Here is a 20,671-nt window from a genome sequence, read left to right as displayed (position 1 = left end):
GGTCTACCCCTTCGGATGCATCAGGCGTGGGTTGCTGGCAATCGACAGCACATCGGCACTGGTGTTGAGCAGGATGTAGGTCGCGGCGAAGATCAGGCTGCAGGCCTGCACCACCGGGATGTCACGCTTGGCCACGGAGTCCACCAGCAACTGGCCGAGCCCCGGATAGACAAACACCACCTCGACCACCACCACGCCGACCACCAGGTACGCGAGGTTCAGCGCCACTACGTTGACGATGGGGGCCAGGGCATTGGGCAAGGCGTGACGGAAGATGATCCGCGACTGGCTGATGCCCTTGAGCCGGGCCATTTCGATGTAGGGGCTGGCCAGCAGGTTGATCAAGGATGCGCGGGTCATGCGCATCATCTGCGCGATGACCACCAGACTCAGGGTCGCCACCGGCAACACCGAACGCTCCAGTACCGTGCCCAATGAGGCGTCCGGTGCGAGGTTGGAAATGCTCGGGAACCAGTTGAGCTTCACCGCGAACACCAGGATCAGGATGTAGGCGACGAAAAACTCGGGGAACGACACCGCGCTCAGCGCCGAGGTGTTGAGCAAACGGTCGAACCAGCTGTTGCGGTACAACGCCGCGAGCATCCCCAGCAGCAAAGCCAGCGGCACCGACACCAGCGCTGCCAGCAATGCGAGGCTGAAGGTGTTGCCCAAACGCGTACCCACCAGTTCGGCGATCGGCCGCTGGTTGGCCAGCGACACACCGAGATCACCGTGCAGCAACCGCCAGATCCAATGGCCAAAGCGGGACAATGGCGGCAGGTCCAGCCCCAGTTGCGCGCGGTAGGCGGCCACGGTTTCCGGGGTGGCCGACTGGCCCAGCATGGCCTGGGCGATATCGCCCGGGAGCATGCCGACGGCCAGGAAAATGATCACTGAGACGGCGAACAGCGAGAGCAGGCCTAGCGCCAGACGCTGCCCCAACAGCTTGAAAATACTTCTCATCGTGCAGTTCCTCAATACAGATAGCAGCCCCTGTAGGAGCGAGCTTGCTCGCGAAAAACCCGAAGACACCGAGGTGAATCAGGTTTCCCGCATTACCGTTGGCCTCCATCGCGAGCAAGCTCGCTCCTACAGTGCCTACGCCTGCCACCACCGCTCGATCACCCGCAGGCCATCCAGCTCGCCATAGGGCGCGGTCTGCCCGCCGTGAACCACACGGTTGGAACGCGCCGCCACGGAACTGGCGAACAACGGCACGATCGCCCCGCCCTCGTCCCGGCACAGCGCCTGCATTTCGTTGTACATCTCGCGGCGCAGCGGGTCGTTCATTTCGCCGCGAGCGGCGTTGAGCAGTTGATTGAAGCGCGGGTTGTCCCAGTGGGTTTCGTTCCACGCCGCGCCCTTGGCGTAACCGATGCTGAACATGCGGTCGGCGGTCAGGCTGCTGTACCAGAACGAAGTGGTGAACGGTTGCTTCATCCATACGTTGGAGAAGAAGCCGTCCGCCGGTTCGCGCACCACGTCGATGTCGATCCCGGCGGCGCGAGCCTGTTCCTTGAACAGCACCGAAGCATCCACGGCGCCGGTATAGGCAGCGTCAGAGGCTTGCAGGCGAACCTTGAGCGAATCCAGACCGGCCTTTTTCAGGTAGAAGCGCGACTTGTCCGGGTCGTAGGTGCGTTGCTCCAGCGCGGTGTTGATGAAGCGGCTGCCGGGCTGGATCGGATGGTCGTTGCCCACCAGGCCATAGCCGTGCAGCACCGAGGCCAGCAGGGTTTCGCGGTTGATCGCGTGCTTCATCGCCAGGCGCACGTCGTTGTTCTGGAACACCTGGCTGTCGGTGAGCATCGGGAAGGTGTAGTGCTGGGCGCCCTTGGTTTCTTCGATGACCAGGTTCGGGTTGCGCTTGAGCAGCGCGACGGTTTTCAGGTCGACCTTGTTGATCACATCCACTTGCCCGGTGACCAGCGCGTTGACCCGCGCCGCGCCGTCGGCGATGGCGATCAATTCGGCACTGGCGAAGTGTGCCCGGCCCGGTTTCCAGTAATCGGGGCTGCGTTCCAGGGTCATGCGCACGCCCGGCTCGAAGTCCTTGAGGCGATAGCCACCGGTGCCGGCGCCGGCCTGCCAGTCCGCCGCGCCATCCTTGCTCGGCATGATCGCCAGGTGGTAATCGGCGACCACATACGAGAAGTCGGCGTTGCCCGAGTGCAGTTCGAACACCACGCTGTCGCTGCCGTTGGCGCTGACCTTGGCCACGTCACCCAGCACGGTCTTGGCCGCCGAGGTGGATTTCTCGCCGAGGTGGTGCTGGATCGAAGCGACCACGTCATCGGCGGTCAGGGTCTTGCCGTTGTGGAAGGTCACGCCCTGACGGATTTTGAAGGTCCAGATGCGCGCGTCCTGGGTCGAGGTCCAGCTTTCTGCCAGCTCGGGGATGGCCGTGCCGTCGACGGCAATTTCGGTCAGGGTGTTATAGACCGCCGAGAAGCCGACGAAGGTGAAGGTGTCCGCCCAGGAGCCCGGATCCTTGGAGTCCGTGGTGCTGCCACCGGCCAGGCCCAGACGCAGAACACCGCCGGGTTTTGGCGTGGCCTCCCCGGCAAAGGCGCCAAACGGCAGGCCCATGGAGAACGCCCCGGCCACCGCTGCGGCAGCGGCGCTGTACTTGAGGAAGTCTCTACGCGGAAAACTGAATTCATGGTTCGCTTGAGTAATCTTGTTTTTGTTATCGCTCATTGCATTGCCCCTGATCAAAAAGCTAATGAATTACCGGTTCAAAACCACGCAAAACACCGGGCCATGGCCCGGTGCATACAACGTTTGAATCGCCAACCGTCACACCTGGATCGCCTTCACTTCGACGAACTCGTTCAGCCCCTCCTCACCCCATTCGCGACCGTTACCCGACTGTTTGTAGCCACCGAACGGCGCCTGATAATTGAATGCGGCACCGTTGAGGAAGCACTGACCGGCGCGTAGCTGACGCCCCAGTTGCAAGGCGCGCTCGGCACTGCCGGCCCAGACGCCGCTGGACAGGCCGAACGGCGAGTCGTTGGCGATCTGGATCGCTTGCGCCTCATCGGCGTAGGGAATCAGGCACAGCACCGGGCCGAAGATTTCTTCCTGGGCAATGCGCATGCGGTTGTCGACATCGGCGAACAGTGTCGGGCTGACATAGAAGCCGCGCTCGAACGTCGATGGCGTGTCACCGCCGCACAGCAGTCGTGCGCCTTCCTGTTGGCCGACCTTGATGTAATCGAGCACGGTGCGTTTTTGCCCGGCCGAACACATCGGGCCGAGGAAGCTTTGCGGGTCGAGGGGATCGCCCATGCGCAGACTCAACGTTTCCGCCAGCGCCAGTTCGACGGCCTCCGCGTAGCGGCTGGCCGGCAGCAGCATGCGGGTCAGCGCGGTGCAGGTCTGGCCGGAGTTGATCATCACGTCCTGCACGCCGTAGCGCACCGCCGCTGCCAGGTCGGCATCCTCGGCGATCAACAACGGCGACTTGCCGCCCAGTTCCAGGCACACGCGCTTGACTGAAGGTGCAGCCGCTTGCGCAACCCGCACCCCGGCACCGGTGGAGCCGGTAAACGACACCATGTCCACGTCCGGGTGTTTGGCCAGCGCTTCGCCGACTTTCGAGCCCGGACCGCTGACCAGGTTGAACACCCCGGCAGGCAGGCCGATGTCCTCGATCATCTGCGCCAGCAGGAAGGCATGCAGCGGGGTTTCCTGACTCGGCTTGACCACCACCGTGCAACCGGCGGCCAGTGCCGGGGCGAGTTTGCCGATCAACTGGTGCAGCGGGTAATTCCACGGATTGATGAACGCGCAGACACCCACGGCCTCGCGGATCACCAGCGAGTTGCCAACTTCGCGCACCTCGTCCATGAGATGCGCCAGTTCGACGTACTGCTCAAGGCCAGTGATCGGCCCGTCGACCTGCACCGAGCGGCACCATTGCACCGGCATGCCCAGTTCCGTTGTGATGACCGCGGCCATCTCATCGGCACGATTGCGCAGTTGATCGGCCAGTGCACGGATATAACCGGCACGCACGCTGGACGGCGTGCGCGACCATGAAGCGAAGGCCCGGCGAGCCGACGCCACGGCGTTTTCAACATCGAGTTCATCACCCAGCGGAACGCTGCCGCAGACTTCCTCGGTGGCCGGGTTGATCACCTCGGCGATGCCCCGCCCCGACGGGGTTTGCCAGCGGCCATCAATGAACAGTGTCTTGTGATTAAGCATGAACCTGGGCCTCCATCAATTCCTGGGCACAACGGGCAATGCGCTGGCAGGCATCGCGCAGCGGTTCGGCACCGACCACCAGACCGAGGCGAATGTGCCCCGCCGCGCTCGGACCAAAGGCCTCGCCCGCCAGGACCGACACGCCGTGGCGATCCAGCAGACGGTCGGCAAACGCCTGGGCGCTGAGCCCGGTCTGACGGATATCGAGCATCACGAACATTCCGCCATCGGGTTTCAACGCCCGCACGCCGGGGCAATCGGCCAGGCTGTCGCACACCAGATCGCGACGCTGGCGATAGGCTTCGCGCATGGCTTCGAGTTCCGGCAGGTTGCTTTCCAGGGCCACCACGGCGGCGTCCTGAATGAAATCCGGCGAGCCGTAGAGCATGCACAACGCGAGGTTTTCCAGGTGCGCGGCCAAAGATGGCGGCGCCACCACCCAGCCGACGCGCCAACCGGTCATGGCGTGGGATTTCGACAGGCTGTTGAGGGTCGCGGTGCGCTCGGCCATGCCCGGCAGACTCGCCGGGCTGACGTGTTCGCCTTCGAACAGCAGTTCGCTGTAGACCTCATCGGAAATCAGCCACAGGTCGTGGGCGATGCACAATTCAGCCAAAGCCGTCCATGTACTGCGCGGCAAACTGGCGCCGGACGGGTTGTGCGGGCTGTTCAGTGCCAGTGCCCGGGTGCGTGGCGTGATGCGCGCGGCGACATCTTCGGGCAACACGCGAAAGCCGTTTTCCGAGCGTACGGGCACCGGCACCACCACGGCACCGCAAGCACCGAATACCGCTTCGTAGGTGACGTACATGGGCTCGGCGACGATCACTTCGTCACCCGGATTGAGTACGCATTGGGCCACGCTGAACAGCGCACATTGCGCCCCGGCCAGTACGGTGACCTGATCGGCCGAAACGCTTTGGCCGCTGCGTTGTTGATGACGCCTGGCAATGGCCTCGCGCAGGGCACGCTTGCCGCGCACCTCGGCATAGTGCGTGTTGCCGTTTAGCAGGCTGTCGATCGCACCCTGCACGATGGGCTGTGGCGTGTCGAAATCCGGATCGCCCACGGACAACAGCAGAATGTCTTCACCTTGCTCGCGCAGTGCCAGGGCGCGGTAGTGAATGTCCCACGCGGCGGCGCCGTCACCGGCGATACGTTGAGTCAGATCGGAAAAGCGCATGGCTTCATCCCCTTAAAATACAGATCAATGCGCACAGGCATGCTTGAGTTCGATCAGGGTCACGCCGTTGCGCTTGAAGCCATGGCGCAAGTCGGTCTGCAACTCGGCGAGGCTTTGCGGCTGGGTCACGGTGCAGCCGAAGGCACGCGCAAGGGCGGCGAAATCCGGGTTGCGTGGCAAGACGCCGATGGGCTCGATGTCCAGGCCGAGCATGTCGTCGCGGATCTGCCCCAGCGCATCGTTGTTCCACAGCAGCACCACCAGCGGGCTGTCCAGTTCTTCCACGGCGGTGGCCAGCTCCTGGGCGGTGTAGAGGAAACCACCGTCGCCCACCAGCACCAGCCCAGGCCGCTGCGGCGCACCGAATTTGGCGCCGATCCCGGCCGGCAGGCCATATCCCAAGGTGCCGTAGCCGGTCGGGTGCAACCAACTGCGAATGGCGAGGCTGTCGAAGGCATAGTTGCCGGTGTAGGCCAGTTGGGTCATGTCGGTGCTGATGAAAGCGTTTTCCGGCAGCTCCGCCGCAATGCGATCCAGAATCGCCTGATGGATCGACTGCAACGGGCCATGGCTGGCCTTGACCGCTTCACGCAGTGCGGCGACCGAGGCAATCGCAGCGCTGGCCTCGCGCACGTCGGTTGGCAGGCGCTCAAGCAAGCCACTGAGGGTTTGTTGCGCATCGCCATGCAACGCCACCGCGCAGGGGTAGAAGTCGTTGAATTTGCGTGGGTCGATGTCGACGCGCAGCAGTTCGCCATTGAGTGGCAGGCGTTCGCGCCAGAAGTCGGTGTCGGCCATTTCGGTGCCGACCGCCAGCACCACGTCAGCCTCGGCGATCAGGTTCCAGCCCGGCTCCACACACAGGGATGAGCCGGCGTTGAGCGGCGCGTCCGGCGGCAGCAGGCCTTTACCGGCGACGCTGGTGAACAGTGGCGCGGCCAGTCGGGTGCTGATTTCTTGCAGTTCAGAGGTGGCATTGAGGGCGCCACCACCGGCGATGATCATCGGCCGCTTGGCAGCCTTGAGTTTGGCCACGGCTTGATCAATTGCGGTGGTCGACGCCGGGCCACGCCCCGGACGACGCACTACCTCATTGCTCCAGTCACGGGCAATCGGCGCCGACAACACGTCCAGCGGCACCGAGATGTGCACCGGGCGCGGGCGCTCGCTGTCGAACACCGCGTAGGCACGGGCGATCAGTTCCGGCAGGTCTTCGGCAGTCAGTGCCACGGCCGAGAACGCAGTGATCGGCGCGGTCATTGCGCGCTGGTCCTGGCACTCGTGCAGGCTGCCCCAGCCCTTGCCCAGGCTGGCGCTATGGTTGACGCTGGAAATCACCAGCATCGGAATCGAGTCGGCGTAGGCCTGGCCGATGCCGGTGGCGGCGTTGGTCACGCCGGGGCCGGTGATGACGAAGCACACGCCGGGTTTGCCACTGACCCGGGCGTAGCCGTCGGCCATGAAACTGGCGCCCTGCTCATGACGAGTCAGCACATGACGGATGCCGCTGCCGGGCAAGCCGCGATACAGCTCCAGGGTGTGTACGCCGGGAATGCCGAACACGGTATCGACGCCGTAGTTGGCCAACAGGCGCACCAGGGCCTGGCCACCGGTCAATGTTTTGCTTTGCATGTTCATGTCCTCACTCGTGGCCGAAGCGAATCAACGCATCGACCGCAGTCGTGCCTTGGGCACTGACCAACAATGGGTTCACATCGAGTTCCAGCAACTGCGCGGCGTTTTCGCAGGCGTAATCGGCCACGGCGCGGATCGCGGCCACCAGGGCGTCGAGATCTGCGGACTCACGACCACGGAAACCTTGCAGTAGCGGTGCGCTGCGCAGACTGAGCAAGGCATTGCGGATCGCGCCGTCGGTGGTCGGCAGCAACAGACTGCGACTGTCCTTGAGCAACTCCACCAGAATGCCGCCGGCACCGATCACCAGGGCGAGGCCGAAATCGTTTTCGCGCTTGATGCCGACAATCAGCTCAGCCAGTGGCGGCTTGGCCATGGGTTCGAGCAACAGCTGATCGAACACGACGCCCGGGGCGTAAGCGGCAATGCTGGTGCGCATCTTCTCCAGGGCAGCGCTCAATGCCGCGCCATCCTTGAGGTTCAGCGCCACGGCACCGGCCTCGGTCTTGTGTGGCAGTTGAGCGCTGACCGCTTTGAGTACCAGCGGATAACCCAGGGTTTCTGCGTCCCTCAGCGCCTTGTCCGGCGTGCTCAATTTGCCGTTGGGCGTCGGCAGGCCAAAGGCTTTTAACGCCTGTTTGGAATCCCATTCATTGAGCAAGCGTCCCTCGCCTTCCAGCGCCTGCGGGCACAACGGCACCAGCGCCGATTCCCCCAGCGCCAGCAAGGCATGGCGATTGCGCTGATAACCGGCGATGCGGCCCCACGCGGCCAACCCGTCTTCAACGCCCTGCAAGGCTGCGACGCCTTGGGCGTGCAGACGTTCACGGGCATGGGCCGGCAGCAATTCAGGGAAGGCCGAGGTGACAAAGCCGGTCTTGCCGTGACGTTGCAGTGCCGCGCAGTACAACTCCAGCAGCAGGTCGCATTCCTTGCGCTCGCCGGTGAACTCCGACGGATAGTCGAGCACCAGCATCGCCGCGTCGGCTTCGGTGCGCAGCGCGCTGTCGAGCATACGGTTCAAGGCTTCGCCGTCGCCCCAGATCGCCGTGGTGAAATCCAGCGGGTTGACCAGGTTGGCATAGGTCGGCAGCACTTGCGCGAGTTCGCCGACCTGCCCTTGATCGAGTTTCGGCAGGCCCAGGCCGTTGCGTTCGGCGTAGTCGGCAATCAGCCCGGCGTCGCCACCGGAACAGGCCAGCGCAATCAGGCTGTTGCCCGCCGGCAGATTGCCGCAGGCCGCGGCTTTAAGGGTTTCGACAAAACTCACCGGGCCGCTGACGCGAATCACCCCGAGACGGTCGAACAGCGCGTCATACAGCGCATCGGAGCCGGACAGCGAACTGGTGTGACTCAAGGCCAGTTCGGCACCGATCTGCGACACGCCGGTTTTCAGGGCGATGATCGGAATGCCCTTCTCCAGCGCCTTGTGCGCAGCGCGGGCAAAACCCGGCACATTCTTCAGGCCTTCCAGATGCAGGCCGATGGCGGTGACCCGAGGTTCGTCGAGCAACACGTCCATCAGTTCAGCCACGCCCAGTTGCGCCTGATTGCCCACCGAGGCCATGTAGGCCACCGGCAGCGAGCGGTCGCTCATGGACAGGTTGTAGGCGAAGTTGCCGCTCTGGGTCAGCACCGCCACGCCCTTCTCGACTGCCTTGCCGCCGTGGGCCACCGGCCACAGAGCGGAGCTGTGCAGGTAGTCGAGCAGGCCGTAGCAGTTGGGGCCGAGCAAGGCCATGTCGCCAGCGGCCTTGAGCAGTTGCTGTTGCAGGGCCTGGCCTTCGGCACCGGTCTCGGCGAAGCCGGAGGCGTAGCAGATCGCGCCGCCTGCGCCGATGGCGGCCAGTTCGGCCACGCAAGTCAGGGTCAACTCACGGTTGGTCGCAATAAATACCGCGTCCGGGCCGCAAGGCAGCTCGGCAACGCTGCGCACGCAAGGAACGCCTTCGAGGCTGTCGTGCTGCGGATTGACCAGCCACATTTGCCCTTGGTAGCCGCCTTCGGCACAGCGCTTGAGGGCGCGGGCCATGCTGCGGCCGCCGACGAACGCCACGTGTTGCGGCGCGAGCATGCGTTTGAGGTTGTCACGAATGGTTTGGGACATGGGAGTTCTCCGGGCCGATCAGCGCAGCAGCGGCCGCAGCAGCTCGCGGGAAATGATGTGGCGCTGGATTTCCGAAGTGCCTTCCCAGATCCGTTCGATCCGCGCGTTACGCCAGATGCGCTCCACCGGACCTTCGTCCATCAGGCCCATGCCGCCGAAGATCTGCACCGCTTCGTCGGCGGTACGGCCGAGCACTTCACTGGCGAACAGCTTGGCCATGCCGGCCTCGCCATCGGTCATGGTGCCCTGGTCCATTTTCCAGGCGGTGTGCAGGGTCAGCAGTTCCGCGGCGCGGATTTGCGTGGCCATGTCCGCCAGCTTGAAAGACACGCCTTGATAGGTGCCGATCGGCTGGCCGAATTGCTTGCGGTCCGCCGCCCATTGCAAGGACACGTCCAGTGCGCGCTGGGCCTGACCGACACAGTTGGCCGCGACCATCACGCGCCCGGCGGTCAGCCAGGCGTTGGCCACGTCCCAACCCTTGCCGACTTCGCCCAGCACTTTGCTGGCCGGTACGCGGCAATCGTCGAAGAACATTTCGAAGGTGTGATAGCCGCGGTTGCTCACGCACTTCGGCCCACGGCGGATGGTCATGCCCGGAGTGTTGCGGTCGACCAGGAACGAAGTCACGGCGTTGCGCTTCTTGCCGTTGTGCTCGTAGGTGTCGGTCACGGCGAAGACGATGGCGAAATCGGCATGGCCGGCGTGGCTGATGAAGTGCTTGCTGCCGTTGAGAATGAAGTCGTCGCCTTCACGCACGGCGCGGGTCTTGATCGCATTGGCGTCGGAGCCGGCACCCGGCTCGGTCAAGGCGAAGCAGTCGATTTTTTCGCCCTGGATGCACGGCAACAGGTAGTCGTTGATCTGCTCGCCCTTGCAAGCCATGAGGATTTTCGACGGCCGTGCGACAAACACGTGCAGCGCCCAGGACACCTTGGACAGCTCTCGCTCGATCAGCGCCTGGGACAGGTAGTCCAGACCGCCACCACCCACTTCTTCGGGCATGTTGAAGGCGTAGAAACCTGCCGCGATGGCCTTGCCGCGAATCTGCGCTGCCAGTTCCGGGGAAACCTCGTCGGCGCGGTCGACTTGCTCTTCATAGGGCAGCAGTTCCTTCTCGACGAAGCTGCGTACCGAGTCCACCAACATTTCTTGTTCTTGGGTCAGTTGGAAATTCATGGTGCTACCTGTTGTTCGTGTTCTGGGAGATGGAGAGGAATCAACGACCGATGAAGCGTGCCGGGCGTTTTTCCATGGCGGCACGCAGGGCTTCGTTGCCGTCTTCGCTGCGACCGCAGAGCAGGCCGGCGGCGAGTTCGGCCTGCAGTTGTTCGGCCAGGCTGCGTTCGGCGCCTTCACGCATGAGTTTCTTCGTCTGGGCGAAGGCAAAGGTCGGGCCAGCGGCCAGGCGTGCGGCCAGTTCGCTGGTGACCGTCAGCAATTGATCGTCGGCACAGACATCGCCGACCAGACCGGCGTCGAGGGCACGGTCGGCGCCCCACAATTCGTCCAGGAACAGCAGACGCTTGGCCTGTTCGCTGCCGATCAGGCGCGGCAAGTGCCAACTGGCGCCGGCGTCCGGCGAGTACGCCATGCTGGTGTAGCCGGCCTTGAAGCGTGCCGATTGCCCGGCGATGCGCAGGTCGCAGCACAGGGTCAGGTCCATCCCGGCGCCGACGGCGGTGCCGTTGATGGCGGCGATGGTCGGTTTTTCCAGGCTGTGCAGGCGGGTCATCAGGGCGTGGGCGGTTTCGGTCCAGCCGTAGGTTTCCAACGCACCCCGGGCTTCGGCATCGGCCCATTCATCAAGGTCCGCGCCAGCGCAGAAGCTGCGGCCGCTACCGGTGAGCACCACCACGCGCACCGCTGGATCGGCGTTGAAACCGTCGAGCAAGCCGTGCAGGTTTTTCAGCGTCGGAATGTCCAGCGCATTGCGCTGGGCAGTGCGATTGAGGGTGATCCAGGCAACGCCTGCTTCGACCTGACTGAGCAGCGACGATTGAGTGGTCATGGGAATCCTCGAATTATTGTAATGGGTCTGAGGTGATGCGACTTGAGGCCATACTAAACGAGTGTTCAGTAAGGCGGCAATCGGCGGGGAAATGGGCTGTAACAAGCTCAATAAATAGTTAAATTATTGTTTTTATTGAGTTATTTGTTGATTGGCGAGCGTGAGCCGTTGGTACTGTTACAACTTCGAACAACTGGCGACAGGACGTCAGTCGCAGATCTTTTGCCCACCACAAACCAATGTGGGAGCGAGCTTGCTCGCGATGACGGCGTCAAATTCAACATCACAGTTGACTGACTTACCGCAATCGCGAGCAAGCTCGCTCCCACAGGAGATGTAACCGGGTTTGAGGGTGATGTTGTCGGAACTGACTATGGAATTGTTTTAACCGACCGATTTATCCGAAAGATCCACTGTGTACTTCACGTTGTTGAGGTAGATCGGTCCCAACGCTGTTGGTTGAGATACAGGCGCAAGTGCAATAGACAATTGCACTTCAGTGACACTAGATCGCATATCGCCGATGTATTCAAATACTGTGCTGGTTCCGGATAACGTGAAGGGTATGAGCAATATGATTGGCATCGGTTGGGAAGGCTCGAATCCGGAGAGCGTGCAATACAACTTGGTGGTAGCGTCTTCATCACCGGGTTCAGGCACGGAAACTTCAAGGAATAGCTTGAATTTCGGCCGCCTGATTGAGAAGCGCGCTGTTTCGTGCAATACCGGCTTTCCTTTACCCAGAGTGACTCTGGCTCTGTAGCCACTTCCATCCCTCACGACTTTCGCTGTTCCGTCATTTTCGCTCACCGTCCAATGCTCGAAGTTTCCGGTTGTAAAGTCACCGTTCCTGATCCGATTGCTGTTCATTGGGTGCTCCTTCCTGGTTGATTTTAATCTCGCACGGCAGACCGACGAATTCCGCATCATTAGGCTGTGGAGTTCCGATGCAATCTACTGTCAGATCTGACAGTCGCGACCAGCGGCTAATCGCTTGAAACAACTGTGGGAGCGAGCTTGCTCGCGATAGCGGTAGACCAGTCAACAGTGATGTTGGACCTGATGCCGCCATCGCGAGCAAGCTCGCTCCCACAGGGGGAAGTGGTTATCTGGAGGTGTTATGCAGTCGGCAAGCTCGGCGCCAATACCCCCTGACGCTTGCGATGGATCAGGAAGTACGCGCCATAGCACAGCGCAATGAATCCAAAGCCCCAATACAGCGACGGACGCTGGGTTTCATCCAGGGCCAGGAACACGAACAGAGAGCAGCACAATGTGATGCACATCAGCGGCAGCACCGGGAACCACGGCGCGCGGTATTTCAGGTCGCTGAGTTTGCCGCCGTCACGCAAATACGCCTTGCGGAACTTGTACTGCGCCAGCGCGATGACAATCCAGGTCACGGTGCCGGACATGCCGCTCACCGCCATCAGCACCATGAACAAGGTGTCGGCGGCGACGAAGCTGGTCATCAGCGACACCAGTGCGAAGCACAGGGTGATGCTCAAGGCGCGCAATGGCACGCCACGCTTGCTCAAGGGCGACAGGCTTTTGGGCGCCATGCCGGTTTTCGACATCGCCCACAGGATGCGCGTCGAGGCATAGAGGCCGGAGTTGCCCACCGACAGGATCGCGGTAAGGATCACGAAGTTCATCAGGTCGGCCGCATAGGGAATGCCGACCATGTCGAACACCTGCACGAACGGGCTTTCCATCAGGCCGGCCTGCTGCCACGGCACGATGGCCGACAGCACGATGATCGCCAGCACGTAGAAGATCAGCACGCGGAACACCACATTGCGCACGGCGCGGGGAATGCTTTTTTCCGGCTGGTCGGTTTCACCGGCAGCCACGCCCATGATCTCGCAACCCTGGAACGCGTAGACCACGGTCATCATCACCGCGAACACGGCTGACAGGCCGTTGGGGAACAACGAATCGCCGATCAGGTTGGTCGCCATCGGCGCAGGTGCGCCGCTGCTCAGGGGCATCACGCCGAAGATCACCAGCACGCCGACCACGATGAAACCGAGAATCGCCGCAACCTTGATCCCCGAAAACCAGTATTCGGCTTCACCAAAGGCGCGGGTCGCCATGGCATTGATACCGAACAGCACCACCACGAACAGCGCCGACCAGTACCAGATTGGCACCTCCGGGAACCAACGGGTCATCAGCATGCCGGCGGCGGTGAATTCCAGACCCACGGTGGTGGCCCAGCTCATCCAGTACACCCAGCCAATCATGAACCCGGTGGCCGGGCCGATGTATTTTGTGGCGTGGGTCTGGAACGAACCGGACACCGGCATCTGCACCGACAGTTCACCCAGGCAGACCATCACCAGATACATCAGGAAACCCGCGACCAGGTAAGCCAGGATCGCCCCCACCGGGCCGCCCTGGTTGATGGTCACTCCGGAGCCCATGAACAACCCGGTGCCGATGACGCCGCCCAGGGACAGCATGAAGATGTGCCGGCTCTTGAGGGCCCGGGTCAGCTGGATGCCTTTGTGATCAGTGCTGCGATCAGTGTTTTCGTTCATGTCGGCACCTCAGCAGTCAGAGAGGTGCGCAGCGCGCGACAGGACGTCACGGCGCAGGGAGGGATCAGCTTTACGGCAATTCATTATTATTATCTCCAATAAGCTTCGAAGACCGCGCTGCGGCGGTTGCGTCGATTATTGGAAAGCCATGTAAGTTCGCGTTGACCGTAAAGATCGAAGTTGTACAAAGTCGTAACAAACTTGTACGTCAGCTCTGCAACAGGCCTTTGAGGGTATCGAGCGAGTGCTGCAATTGCTCATCGAGCGTGAGGCTCATGCGGCGGATCGCCGATTCATCGTTTGCCAGCGCCAAGGTCTCCAGCGCCCTTAACGTGCTGGCCAAGCCCCGAAAACCCAGGGAATCGCAGCTACCGGCCAGGCGGTGAGCCAGTTGCGCGACCTCTGTGCAGTCATCGGCGGCCATGGCTTCATTCAGCGCGTCGCGGTGCTGCAGGATCGAGTCGCGCAGAACCGCCAGCAGACCCTGGACCTTTTGCGCACCGAGCAGGCTGCGATGGGTCTGTAACAGCGGCCAGTCCATTGCCTCATCGCTGAGCAGCGATTCGGCCACAGACACATGCCCTTCCAGCACCTGGCGCAGGTTTTCCAGTTTCAGGGGCTTGGCCAGGACACCGTCCATGCCGGCCTCCAGATAACCGCGCACCAGTGCCGGTTGCACGCTGGCGGTCAGGGCGAAAATGCGGGTATGGCGGTTCGACCCGTCGCTGTGGCGGATCTGGCGGCATAGCTCGACACCACTAATGCCCGGCAGATGCACGTCCAGCAGGATCAGGTCGAACACCTGCGCCGCGCAGTGTTGCAGCGCCTGATCCGCTTCTTCGGCGAGCCACACCTGGTGGCCGTCCCGTTGCAGCAAGCCCTTGACCACTTCGCGGTTGAGCGCCACGTCTTCGACCACCAGGATGTTCAGTGCCGGCCCCGCCGCCCGAACCGGCGGGGCCTCAGCTACGCCGCTGGCCGGCTGCAAGGACAACTCGAACCAGAAGCAACTGCCGCGCCCCTCTTCACTGTCCACGCCGATGCAGCCCCCCATCTGCTCCACCAGGTGTTTGCAGATCGCCAACCCCAACCCCGTGCCCCCAAAACGTTGCGCGACTTCTTCGCTGGCCTGGGTGAAGCGCTCGAAAATCTTTTCCTGCATCTGCGGGGCAATGCCGATGCCGTCATCCGTGACACAGACCCGCAACCGTTGCCCCAACGGTTCTCCGGTTTCGCTGAGCAGCGCCACCTCGACGCTGACTTCGCCGCCTTCGGTGAACTTGATCGCGTTGGCCAGCAGGTTGCTCAGCACTTGGCGCAGGAACTGCTCGGCGCCGTGGTGATGCTCGGCAATCCGCTGATCGACGCGGCAACTGAGGATTGTATCGTTGTTCAGCGCTCGCGGTTCCAACAGAGTCAGTACCTCGTCGAGCAACTGGCGCAGCGAGAAATCCACCGGTTCGGGATGGCTGACGCCCTCCTCCAGCTTGGCGAAATACAGCACTTCGTTGAGGATTGTCAGCAAGCCTTCGCCGGCCTTGTGCAAGGCATCCAGGCGTTTGCCGTCCTGGGCATCCAGACGAGCACCGCGCAGCAATTCGGCCATGCCGAGAATGCCATTGAGGGGTGTGCGCAGTTCGTGGCTCATGGTCGCCAGGAACCGCGACTTGGCAAGGTTGGCCGCTTCCGCTTCGTCCTTGGCGCGCATCAGGCTGGCGGTACGGCGCTCGACCATTTTCAGCAATTCGTCACGGTTGTCCTGCAAGGCCAGCCGATCGGTTTCCCGGCGCTCGATGTCCCGCAGGATTGCCCGGCGCATGTCGTCCAGCGCATGGGCCACGGTGTCGATTTCGTCACTGCCGCGGCGCTTGTCCAGGTGCAAGGGTTCCTGCCATTCACCGGCGGCGATACGCCGGGCAAACTCGGCCATGACTTTCAGGTGTCGGGTCACCAGTCGATAAAACAAGCCCGACAGGGCAACGGCCAGACCGCAGAGAAACACCGCCATCCACAACAGGCTGGTCAAACCGGTGGCGTAGAGACGCTGGTACACCGCTCCCAGATCGGTGCTGACTTCCAGTTCACCCAAGTTGCGCAAAGGGCCGGACGGCGGCTGATAGTCCAGGGCAAAGCGCTCGATGCGCAGCGGTCCCGCAGGGGCCGGATTGCCCTGTACCAGGTCGAAGTCGGCGCTGGTCAAGTGCACCCGCGCGACGTCGGAGAAGTCCACCAACCCGCGCAACTGCACATTCAACTGCTCCTGGTTCAAGTCCCAGAGGCTACGTTCCAGGCTGGCCAGGTACCCGGCGCGGATCAGTTCCATGCGCGAATCGATGTCGCGCATTTCCCGTCGATACTCGATGTACAGTTGCACGCTGCTGGCCAGCACGGTGAAGCACAGGCTGAACAACAGAATGAACAGCAACAGGCGTCGCAACAGTCCACCGGGACGGGCGCGAATCATTGCGCATCCGCCGGCAGGTTGATCATGTCGCGGTAGGTCACTTCGCTTTCGTTGAGCCAGCGCTCGATGTCACCGGCATCGACCATGCGCTGCAACTGCGCATTGATCTCGGGCATGCGAGTGGCCAAGGGCGAGCGCCGCGACACGGCAACCCGCAGGTAGTCCACGTTCAACGCCTTGGGCAAGGCGACGATGTCCTGGCCGCCGGGCAGGTTTTCCACGTACAGCTGGCCGGTGCGCCGCTCCTGAGTGATGAAGTCGATGCGCCCGCGAATCAGCTTGCCGAAGTTCTGGTGGCTGTCGGAAACCCATTCGATATTGTTGTTGCGCGCGACCATACGATCGAACTCCACGCCGTAGCTCTCACCGAACAACAGGCCACCGCGGTAACGGGCCAGGTCGTCCAGTTGTTCGAATTTCACCGGATGCTGGCGGTTGACGAACAACGCCACTTCTTCACGCAATACCGGCACCGTCGAGAACAGCATGCTCTGCTCCCGTTGCGCGGTGCTGTAGGCCAGTACCACATCGACCCGGCCTTCGGCGGCGTCCAGCAGGCAGCGTTTCCAGTTGCCCAGCACGACCATCTCGACTTCATACCCCAGTTGACCGAGCAAGTGCTTCACCACGCTGGGCGCCAGGCCACGCACCTGCTTGCCATCACTCCAGGAGATCGGCGGGTACACCGGGTAATCGCAATAGCGAACCTTGTCCGCCGCGACGGCATGGCCGGCCACCAGTATCGCCAGCAGGCAAAGCCATCGCGCCATCAGCTTCAGGCCGCCACGCTGGCGGTGAACAGGTAACCGGCGCCGTGAATGGTGATGATCAACTGGGGTTCGGCCGGATCGTCATGCAACTTGCGGCGCAGGCGCCCGACCAGCACGTCGATGGAGCGGTCGTTGGGCACCCATTCGCGGTTGCGGATCTGGTCCATCAATTGATCGCGGCTGAGGGTGTGGCCGCTGTTGCGCAGGAACACGCTGAGCAACTGGTATTCGCCGTGGGTCAGCAGGGTTTCGCTGCCGGACGGATCGATCAGGCGACGGCGGTCGGTGTCCAGCGCCCAGTCGGCAAACTGCTTGACCGGTTTGGCCGCCGCGATGGCGGGCGCTGGCGTTTGCGCATGACGTACCCGGCGAATCAGGTTTTTCGCCCGGGACACCAGCTCCCTTGGATTGAGGGGTTTGATCACGTAGTCATCGGCGCCGCATTCGAGGCCGACGATGCGGTCGATTTCATCGTTGCGCCCGGTGATCAGGATGATCCCGACCTCCGAACGTACTCGCAACTCGCGGGTCAGGGTCAGGCCGTCCTTGCCCGGCAGACGGATGTCGAGCATCACCAGGTCGACGGTCTGGCTAGCGAGGAAGGTTTCCGCCAGTTCCGCCGTGGCGGCGCAATGGACGTCGTAACCTTCCTGGGACAGGTAGGCGTGTAGCAGATCGCGAATCAGCGGATCGTCATCGACGATCAATACCCGAGGAGTCATCGCTTGGTGTCCGGCATAGGCCCGAGGGCCAGTTTCTTATTAGAGTGTTTTCCTGCGTCGGCGCCAGAGAGTATCGATTGCTGAACGACTGATCAACAGTCGCTCGTCTGCACGCAGAAGCGCTGTCGTCCGCCGGCCTGCAAACCATCGACCCAGGCCTCGCAAATCTGGATGCCCTGCTCCGGGGTGAAGGTGCCGGGGTTTAGCCCGGACTCCAGCCACAAGCCGTCGAGCAAGGCGCTGAGGCTGATGGCGGCGAGGTCGGCGTCGAAGCTTTCCCAGCCCTCCTCCTGAGCCAGTTCCGCCAGCACCTTGCGCAGGATGCCGCGATACTCGCCATAGGAATGATCGTGGGCCTGGTTGATGGCCTCGGCGGTTTTCACTGCGCCCCAGAACGCCAGCCACGCATCGATCAGTTGCGGATCGAGCAGCTCGGCGGAGAACGATCCGCGGAAAAACGCCGACAAGCGTTCCCGGGCATTCGGCGCGGCTTGCTCCATGGCGTCACGCAGCAAGGTCATGACCCGCCCGGTGATCGCCATGTAAGCCTCGGCCACCAGTTCGTCCTTGCCGGAATAGTGATGGCTGATCAGCCCCACCGAGACCCCGGCCTCGGCGGAAATCTTGCGGATCGACGCGCCCTGGAAGCCATGACGCTTGAGGCACACCAGCGTCGCCTCGATCAGGTTGGCTTTACGCAACTCCGGTTCCATGCGGGAAAAACGGGCTTCCTGATTCATGGGCGACACGCTCCTTGGTTCAATCGTTTAGGCCCGCGCGGGTTAGCGGCGGGCTGAACGAATGTACAGCAAGAGCGGGCAGTTTCTCTAGTCGGGTGTAAGCCAGGGGGACCGTGGTGCGCCCATCGCGAGCAAGCTCGCTCCCACAGTGGTCTGGGTTGTTCGCAGATCTTGCGTACGCCCACTCACCCTGTGGGAGCGAGCTTGCTCGCGATGGCGTCAGTCCATACAACACAGGATCTGGATCAGTCGCGGTAACCCGGCGCCACTCGATCCAGCATTCTCAACAACGCAGCCCAGGCCAGTTGCATGGCATCCGGATCAGCCAGCTGACCCTCCTCCAACGGCCGCCCCGGATCATTGAACTGCCGCTCGGTATGCGCGCAGACCTCGTCAGACGGCAGTACAACTTCACCGGCGGCCTGGGCGGCCAACTGGATTTCACAGGCCTTTTCCAGGTAATACATGCGCAGGAATGCCTGGCTCACGGTTTCGCCAACAGTCAGCAAACCATGGTTGCGCAGCATCAGTACCGATTTGTCGCCCAGGTCCGCGACCAGCCTTTTTTGCTCGCTCAAATCCAGCGCCACGCCTTCATAGTCGTGGTAGGCGACCCGGCCATAGAACTCCATGGAAATCTGGTTCACCGGCAACAGCCCGCACTTCAACGCCGCCACCGCGCAACCGGATTTGGTGTGGGTGTGCAGCACGCATTGCGCGTCTTCGCGGGCGCCATGAATAGCGCTGTGGATCACGAAGCCAGCCGGATTGACCGGATACGGCGACGGTTCCACAGCATGGCCATCAAGGTCGATCTTCACCAGATTGGACGCGGTGATTTCATCGAACATCAACCCGTAAGGGTTGATCAGAAAGTGATGCTCCGGCCCCGGAATGCGCACCGAGATGTGGGTGAAGATCAAATCGGTCATGCGAAAGTGCGCAACCAGGCGGTAACAGGCCGCCAGTTCCTCACGCAGGCGCTGCTCGGTGGCGCTGCGTTCGGGTGCCAGGTGGGTGGCGATGTTGTTCATTCTTGTGGTTCTCCAGGCTGATCGGCTGGGGCAGACAGTAAGGCTGGACGCTCGGACACGTCCAGCCATCGGCAGTTATTTGCTGGCCCAGGCGTTGAAGCGCTCTTCGAGTTCTTCGCCATGGTCGACCCAGAAACCGACGTTCATCGACAGTGCGCCCTTGAGGTTCTGCGGCGCGGTGGGCACCCATTGCGCCAGTTTGTCGTCCAGCCGTGCGGCGGCCTGGGTGTTGGTCGGGCCGTAGGGGATCTGTTGCACGTAGTTGACCTGGGCGTCCGGTTGATTGGCGAAGGCAATGAATCGCTTGGCCTGATCCACATGTTTGGACCCTTTGATGATCGCCCAGTAATCCATGCCGTACAGGCTGCCGGGCCAGACCAGACCCAGGTGGCTGCCTTTCTGCGCGGCGTCGGCGATGCGCCCGCTGTAGGTCGAGGTCATTACCACATCGCCGGCGGTCAGCCATTGCGGCGGTTGCGCGCCCGCCTCCCACCACTGGATGTAAGGCTTGAGTTCAGTGAGTTTGGCGAATGCCCGGTCCACACCCTGCGGGGTGCTGAGTACCTTGTAGACGTCTTCGGTCTTGACCCCGTCCGCCAGCAAGGCGAATTCCAGGTTGTACACCGCGCGTTTACGCAGCCCACGCTTGCCGGGGGTTTTCTTCACGTCCCAAAAGTCTGCCCACGAGGTCGGGGGCTGGGCCAGTTTGTCGGTGTCGTAGGCAATGGCCACGCTCCACACCAGCGCAGCGGAGCCGCATTCCTGTGCCGCTTCGGGGATCAACTGGTCGGCATGGCCCAGACGGGTCCAGTCCAGGCGCTCGTACATGCCTTCCTCGCAACCGCGCATCAGGTCCGGGCCTTCGATCTGCACTACGTCCCAGTCGACGTTGCCGGTATCGACCATCACTTTGATTTTGGCCATTTCGCCGTTGTATTCGCTCTGGATCACTTTGCTTTGATCCACGGCGGCGAAGGGTTGAAAGAACGCCACGTCCTGGGCTTTTTGTCCGGCTCCGCCGTATCCGACCACCACCATGTCCGATGCTGCCTGAGCGCTGCCCAGGCCCATGGCCACGGACAACACCAAGGGATAAAAACCGTGCTTGAGCGTGTGCGATTTCATCAGTGGTTCCTCTTGCAGGTGCCACGGGACCCAAGGCCCGCGCAGCCCTTTTTTATTGTTGTGAGGTTTGGCCCTGGAGCGGGCTCGAGACGAAACTACTGCAAGGCATAGTAAAAAAACAA

Annotated in this window: 16 protein-coding genes; all 16 read right to left on the bottom strand. The window is 62.3% G+C overall.

What is annotated here, in order from left to right:
• Window positions 1–3: 3 nt before the first annotated feature.
• Window positions 4–963: an ABC transporter permease gene (locus AC1RDQ_RS09115; protein ID WP_492587003.1), complete on the bottom strand. Its 960-nt coding sequence runs from the start codon at window positions 961–963 to the stop codon at window positions 4–6.
• A 135-nt stretch (window positions 964–1,098) separates the two neighbouring features.
• On the bottom strand, window positions 1,099–2,700 hold the full coding sequence (locus tag AC1RDQ_RS09110) for an ABC transporter substrate-binding protein (RefSeq protein ID WP_492587001.1): 1,602 nt from the start codon (window positions 2,698–2,700) through the stop codon (window positions 1,099–1,101).
• A 99-nt stretch (window positions 2,701–2,799) separates the two neighbouring features.
• Window positions 2,800–4,215, bottom strand: coding sequence for an aldehyde dehydrogenase family protein (locus tag AC1RDQ_RS09105; protein ID WP_102669581.1), 1,416 nt, complete (start codon window positions 4,213–4,215; stop codon window positions 2,800–2,802).
• On the bottom strand, window positions 4,208–5,398 hold the full coding sequence (locus tag AC1RDQ_RS09100; protein ID WP_090455099.1) for a pyridoxal phosphate-dependent aminotransferase: 1,191 nt from the start codon (window positions 5,396–5,398) through the stop codon (window positions 4,208–4,210). Before AC1RDQ_RS09100 ends, AC1RDQ_RS09105 begins: the two co-directional genes overlap by 8 nt.
• 24 nt (window positions 5,399–5,422) lie before the next feature.
• Window positions 5,423–7,030: a 5-guanidino-2-oxopentanoate decarboxylase gene (locus AC1RDQ_RS09095; protein ID WP_492586999.1), complete on the bottom strand. Its 1,608-nt coding sequence runs from the start codon at window positions 7,028–7,030 to the stop codon at window positions 5,423–5,425.
• Window positions 7,031–7,040: 10 nt separating this feature from the next.
• On the bottom strand, window positions 7,041–9,140 hold the full coding sequence (locus AC1RDQ_RS09090) for an acetate--CoA ligase family protein (protein WP_492586998.1): 2,100 nt from the start codon (window positions 9,138–9,140) through the stop codon (window positions 7,041–7,043).
• Window positions 9,141–9,158: 18 nt separating this feature from the next.
• Entirely contained in the window at window positions 9,159–10,319 is a 1,161-nt protein-coding gene (locus AC1RDQ_RS09085) for an acyl-CoA dehydrogenase family protein (protein WP_008021395.1), read from the bottom strand.
• A gap of 40 nt (window positions 10,320–10,359) precedes the next feature.
• A complete protein-coding gene (locus tag AC1RDQ_RS09080) occupies window positions 10,360–11,151 on the bottom strand; it encodes an enoyl-CoA hydratase/isomerase family protein (RefSeq protein ID WP_150813208.1) in 792 nt (263 codons plus the stop codon).
• A gap of 384 nt (window positions 11,152–11,535) precedes the next feature.
• Complete coding sequence (locus AC1RDQ_RS09075) at window positions 11,536–12,021, bottom strand: hypothetical protein (protein WP_492586996.1); 486 nt, start codon at window positions 12,019–12,021, stop codon at window positions 11,536–11,538.
• A gap of 248 nt (window positions 12,022–12,269) precedes the next feature.
• Window positions 12,270–13,694 carry an amino acid permease gene (locus tag AC1RDQ_RS09070; protein WP_492586995.1) on the bottom strand — a complete coding sequence of 475 codons (1,425 nt, stop codon included), beginning with the start codon at window positions 13,692–13,694 and terminating at the stop codon, window positions 12,270–12,272.
• A 208-nt stretch (window positions 13,695–13,902) separates the two neighbouring features.
• Entirely contained in the window at window positions 13,903–16,158 is a 2,256-nt protein-coding gene (locus tag AC1RDQ_RS09065) for an ATP-binding protein (protein ID WP_492586994.1), read from the bottom strand.
• Window positions 16,155–16,928, bottom strand: a complete 774-nt coding sequence (locus AC1RDQ_RS09060; protein ID WP_492586993.1) for a substrate-binding periplasmic protein — start codon at window positions 16,926–16,928, stop codon at window positions 16,155–16,157. The genes AC1RDQ_RS09065 and AC1RDQ_RS09060 overlap by 4 nt, the downstream gene beginning before the upstream one ends.
• 5 nt (window positions 16,929–16,933) lie before the next feature.
• Window positions 16,934–17,650 (bottom strand): response regulator, encoded by a 717-nt coding sequence (locus tag AC1RDQ_RS09055; RefSeq protein WP_057714926.1) that lies wholly within the window; start codon window positions 17,648–17,650, stop codon window positions 16,934–16,936.
• 92 nt (window positions 17,651–17,742) lie between these two features.
• Window positions 17,743–18,390, bottom strand: coding sequence for a TetR family transcriptional regulator C-terminal domain-containing protein (locus tag AC1RDQ_RS09050; protein ID WP_090455090.1), 648 nt, complete (start codon window positions 18,388–18,390; stop codon window positions 17,743–17,745).
• 245 nt (window positions 18,391–18,635) lie between these two features.
• Window positions 18,636–19,424 carry a class II aldolase/adducin family protein gene (locus tag AC1RDQ_RS09045; protein ID WP_492586991.1) on the bottom strand — a complete coding sequence of 263 codons (789 nt, stop codon included), beginning with the start codon at window positions 19,422–19,424 and terminating at the stop codon, window positions 18,636–18,638.
• 75 nt (window positions 19,425–19,499) lie between these two features.
• A complete protein-coding gene (locus tag AC1RDQ_RS09040) occupies window positions 19,500–20,549 on the bottom strand; it encodes an ABC transporter substrate-binding protein (RefSeq protein ID WP_489340557.1) in 1,050 nt (349 codons plus the stop codon).
• Between the last annotated feature and the right edge of the window lie 122 nt (window positions 20,550–20,671).

It is taken from the genome of Pseudomonas sp. GW823-FHT02E01 (assembly GCF_058797535.1).
Note: the sequence above shows the minus strand (reverse complement) of the source record. Positions and strands in the feature narration are given on the sequence as shown.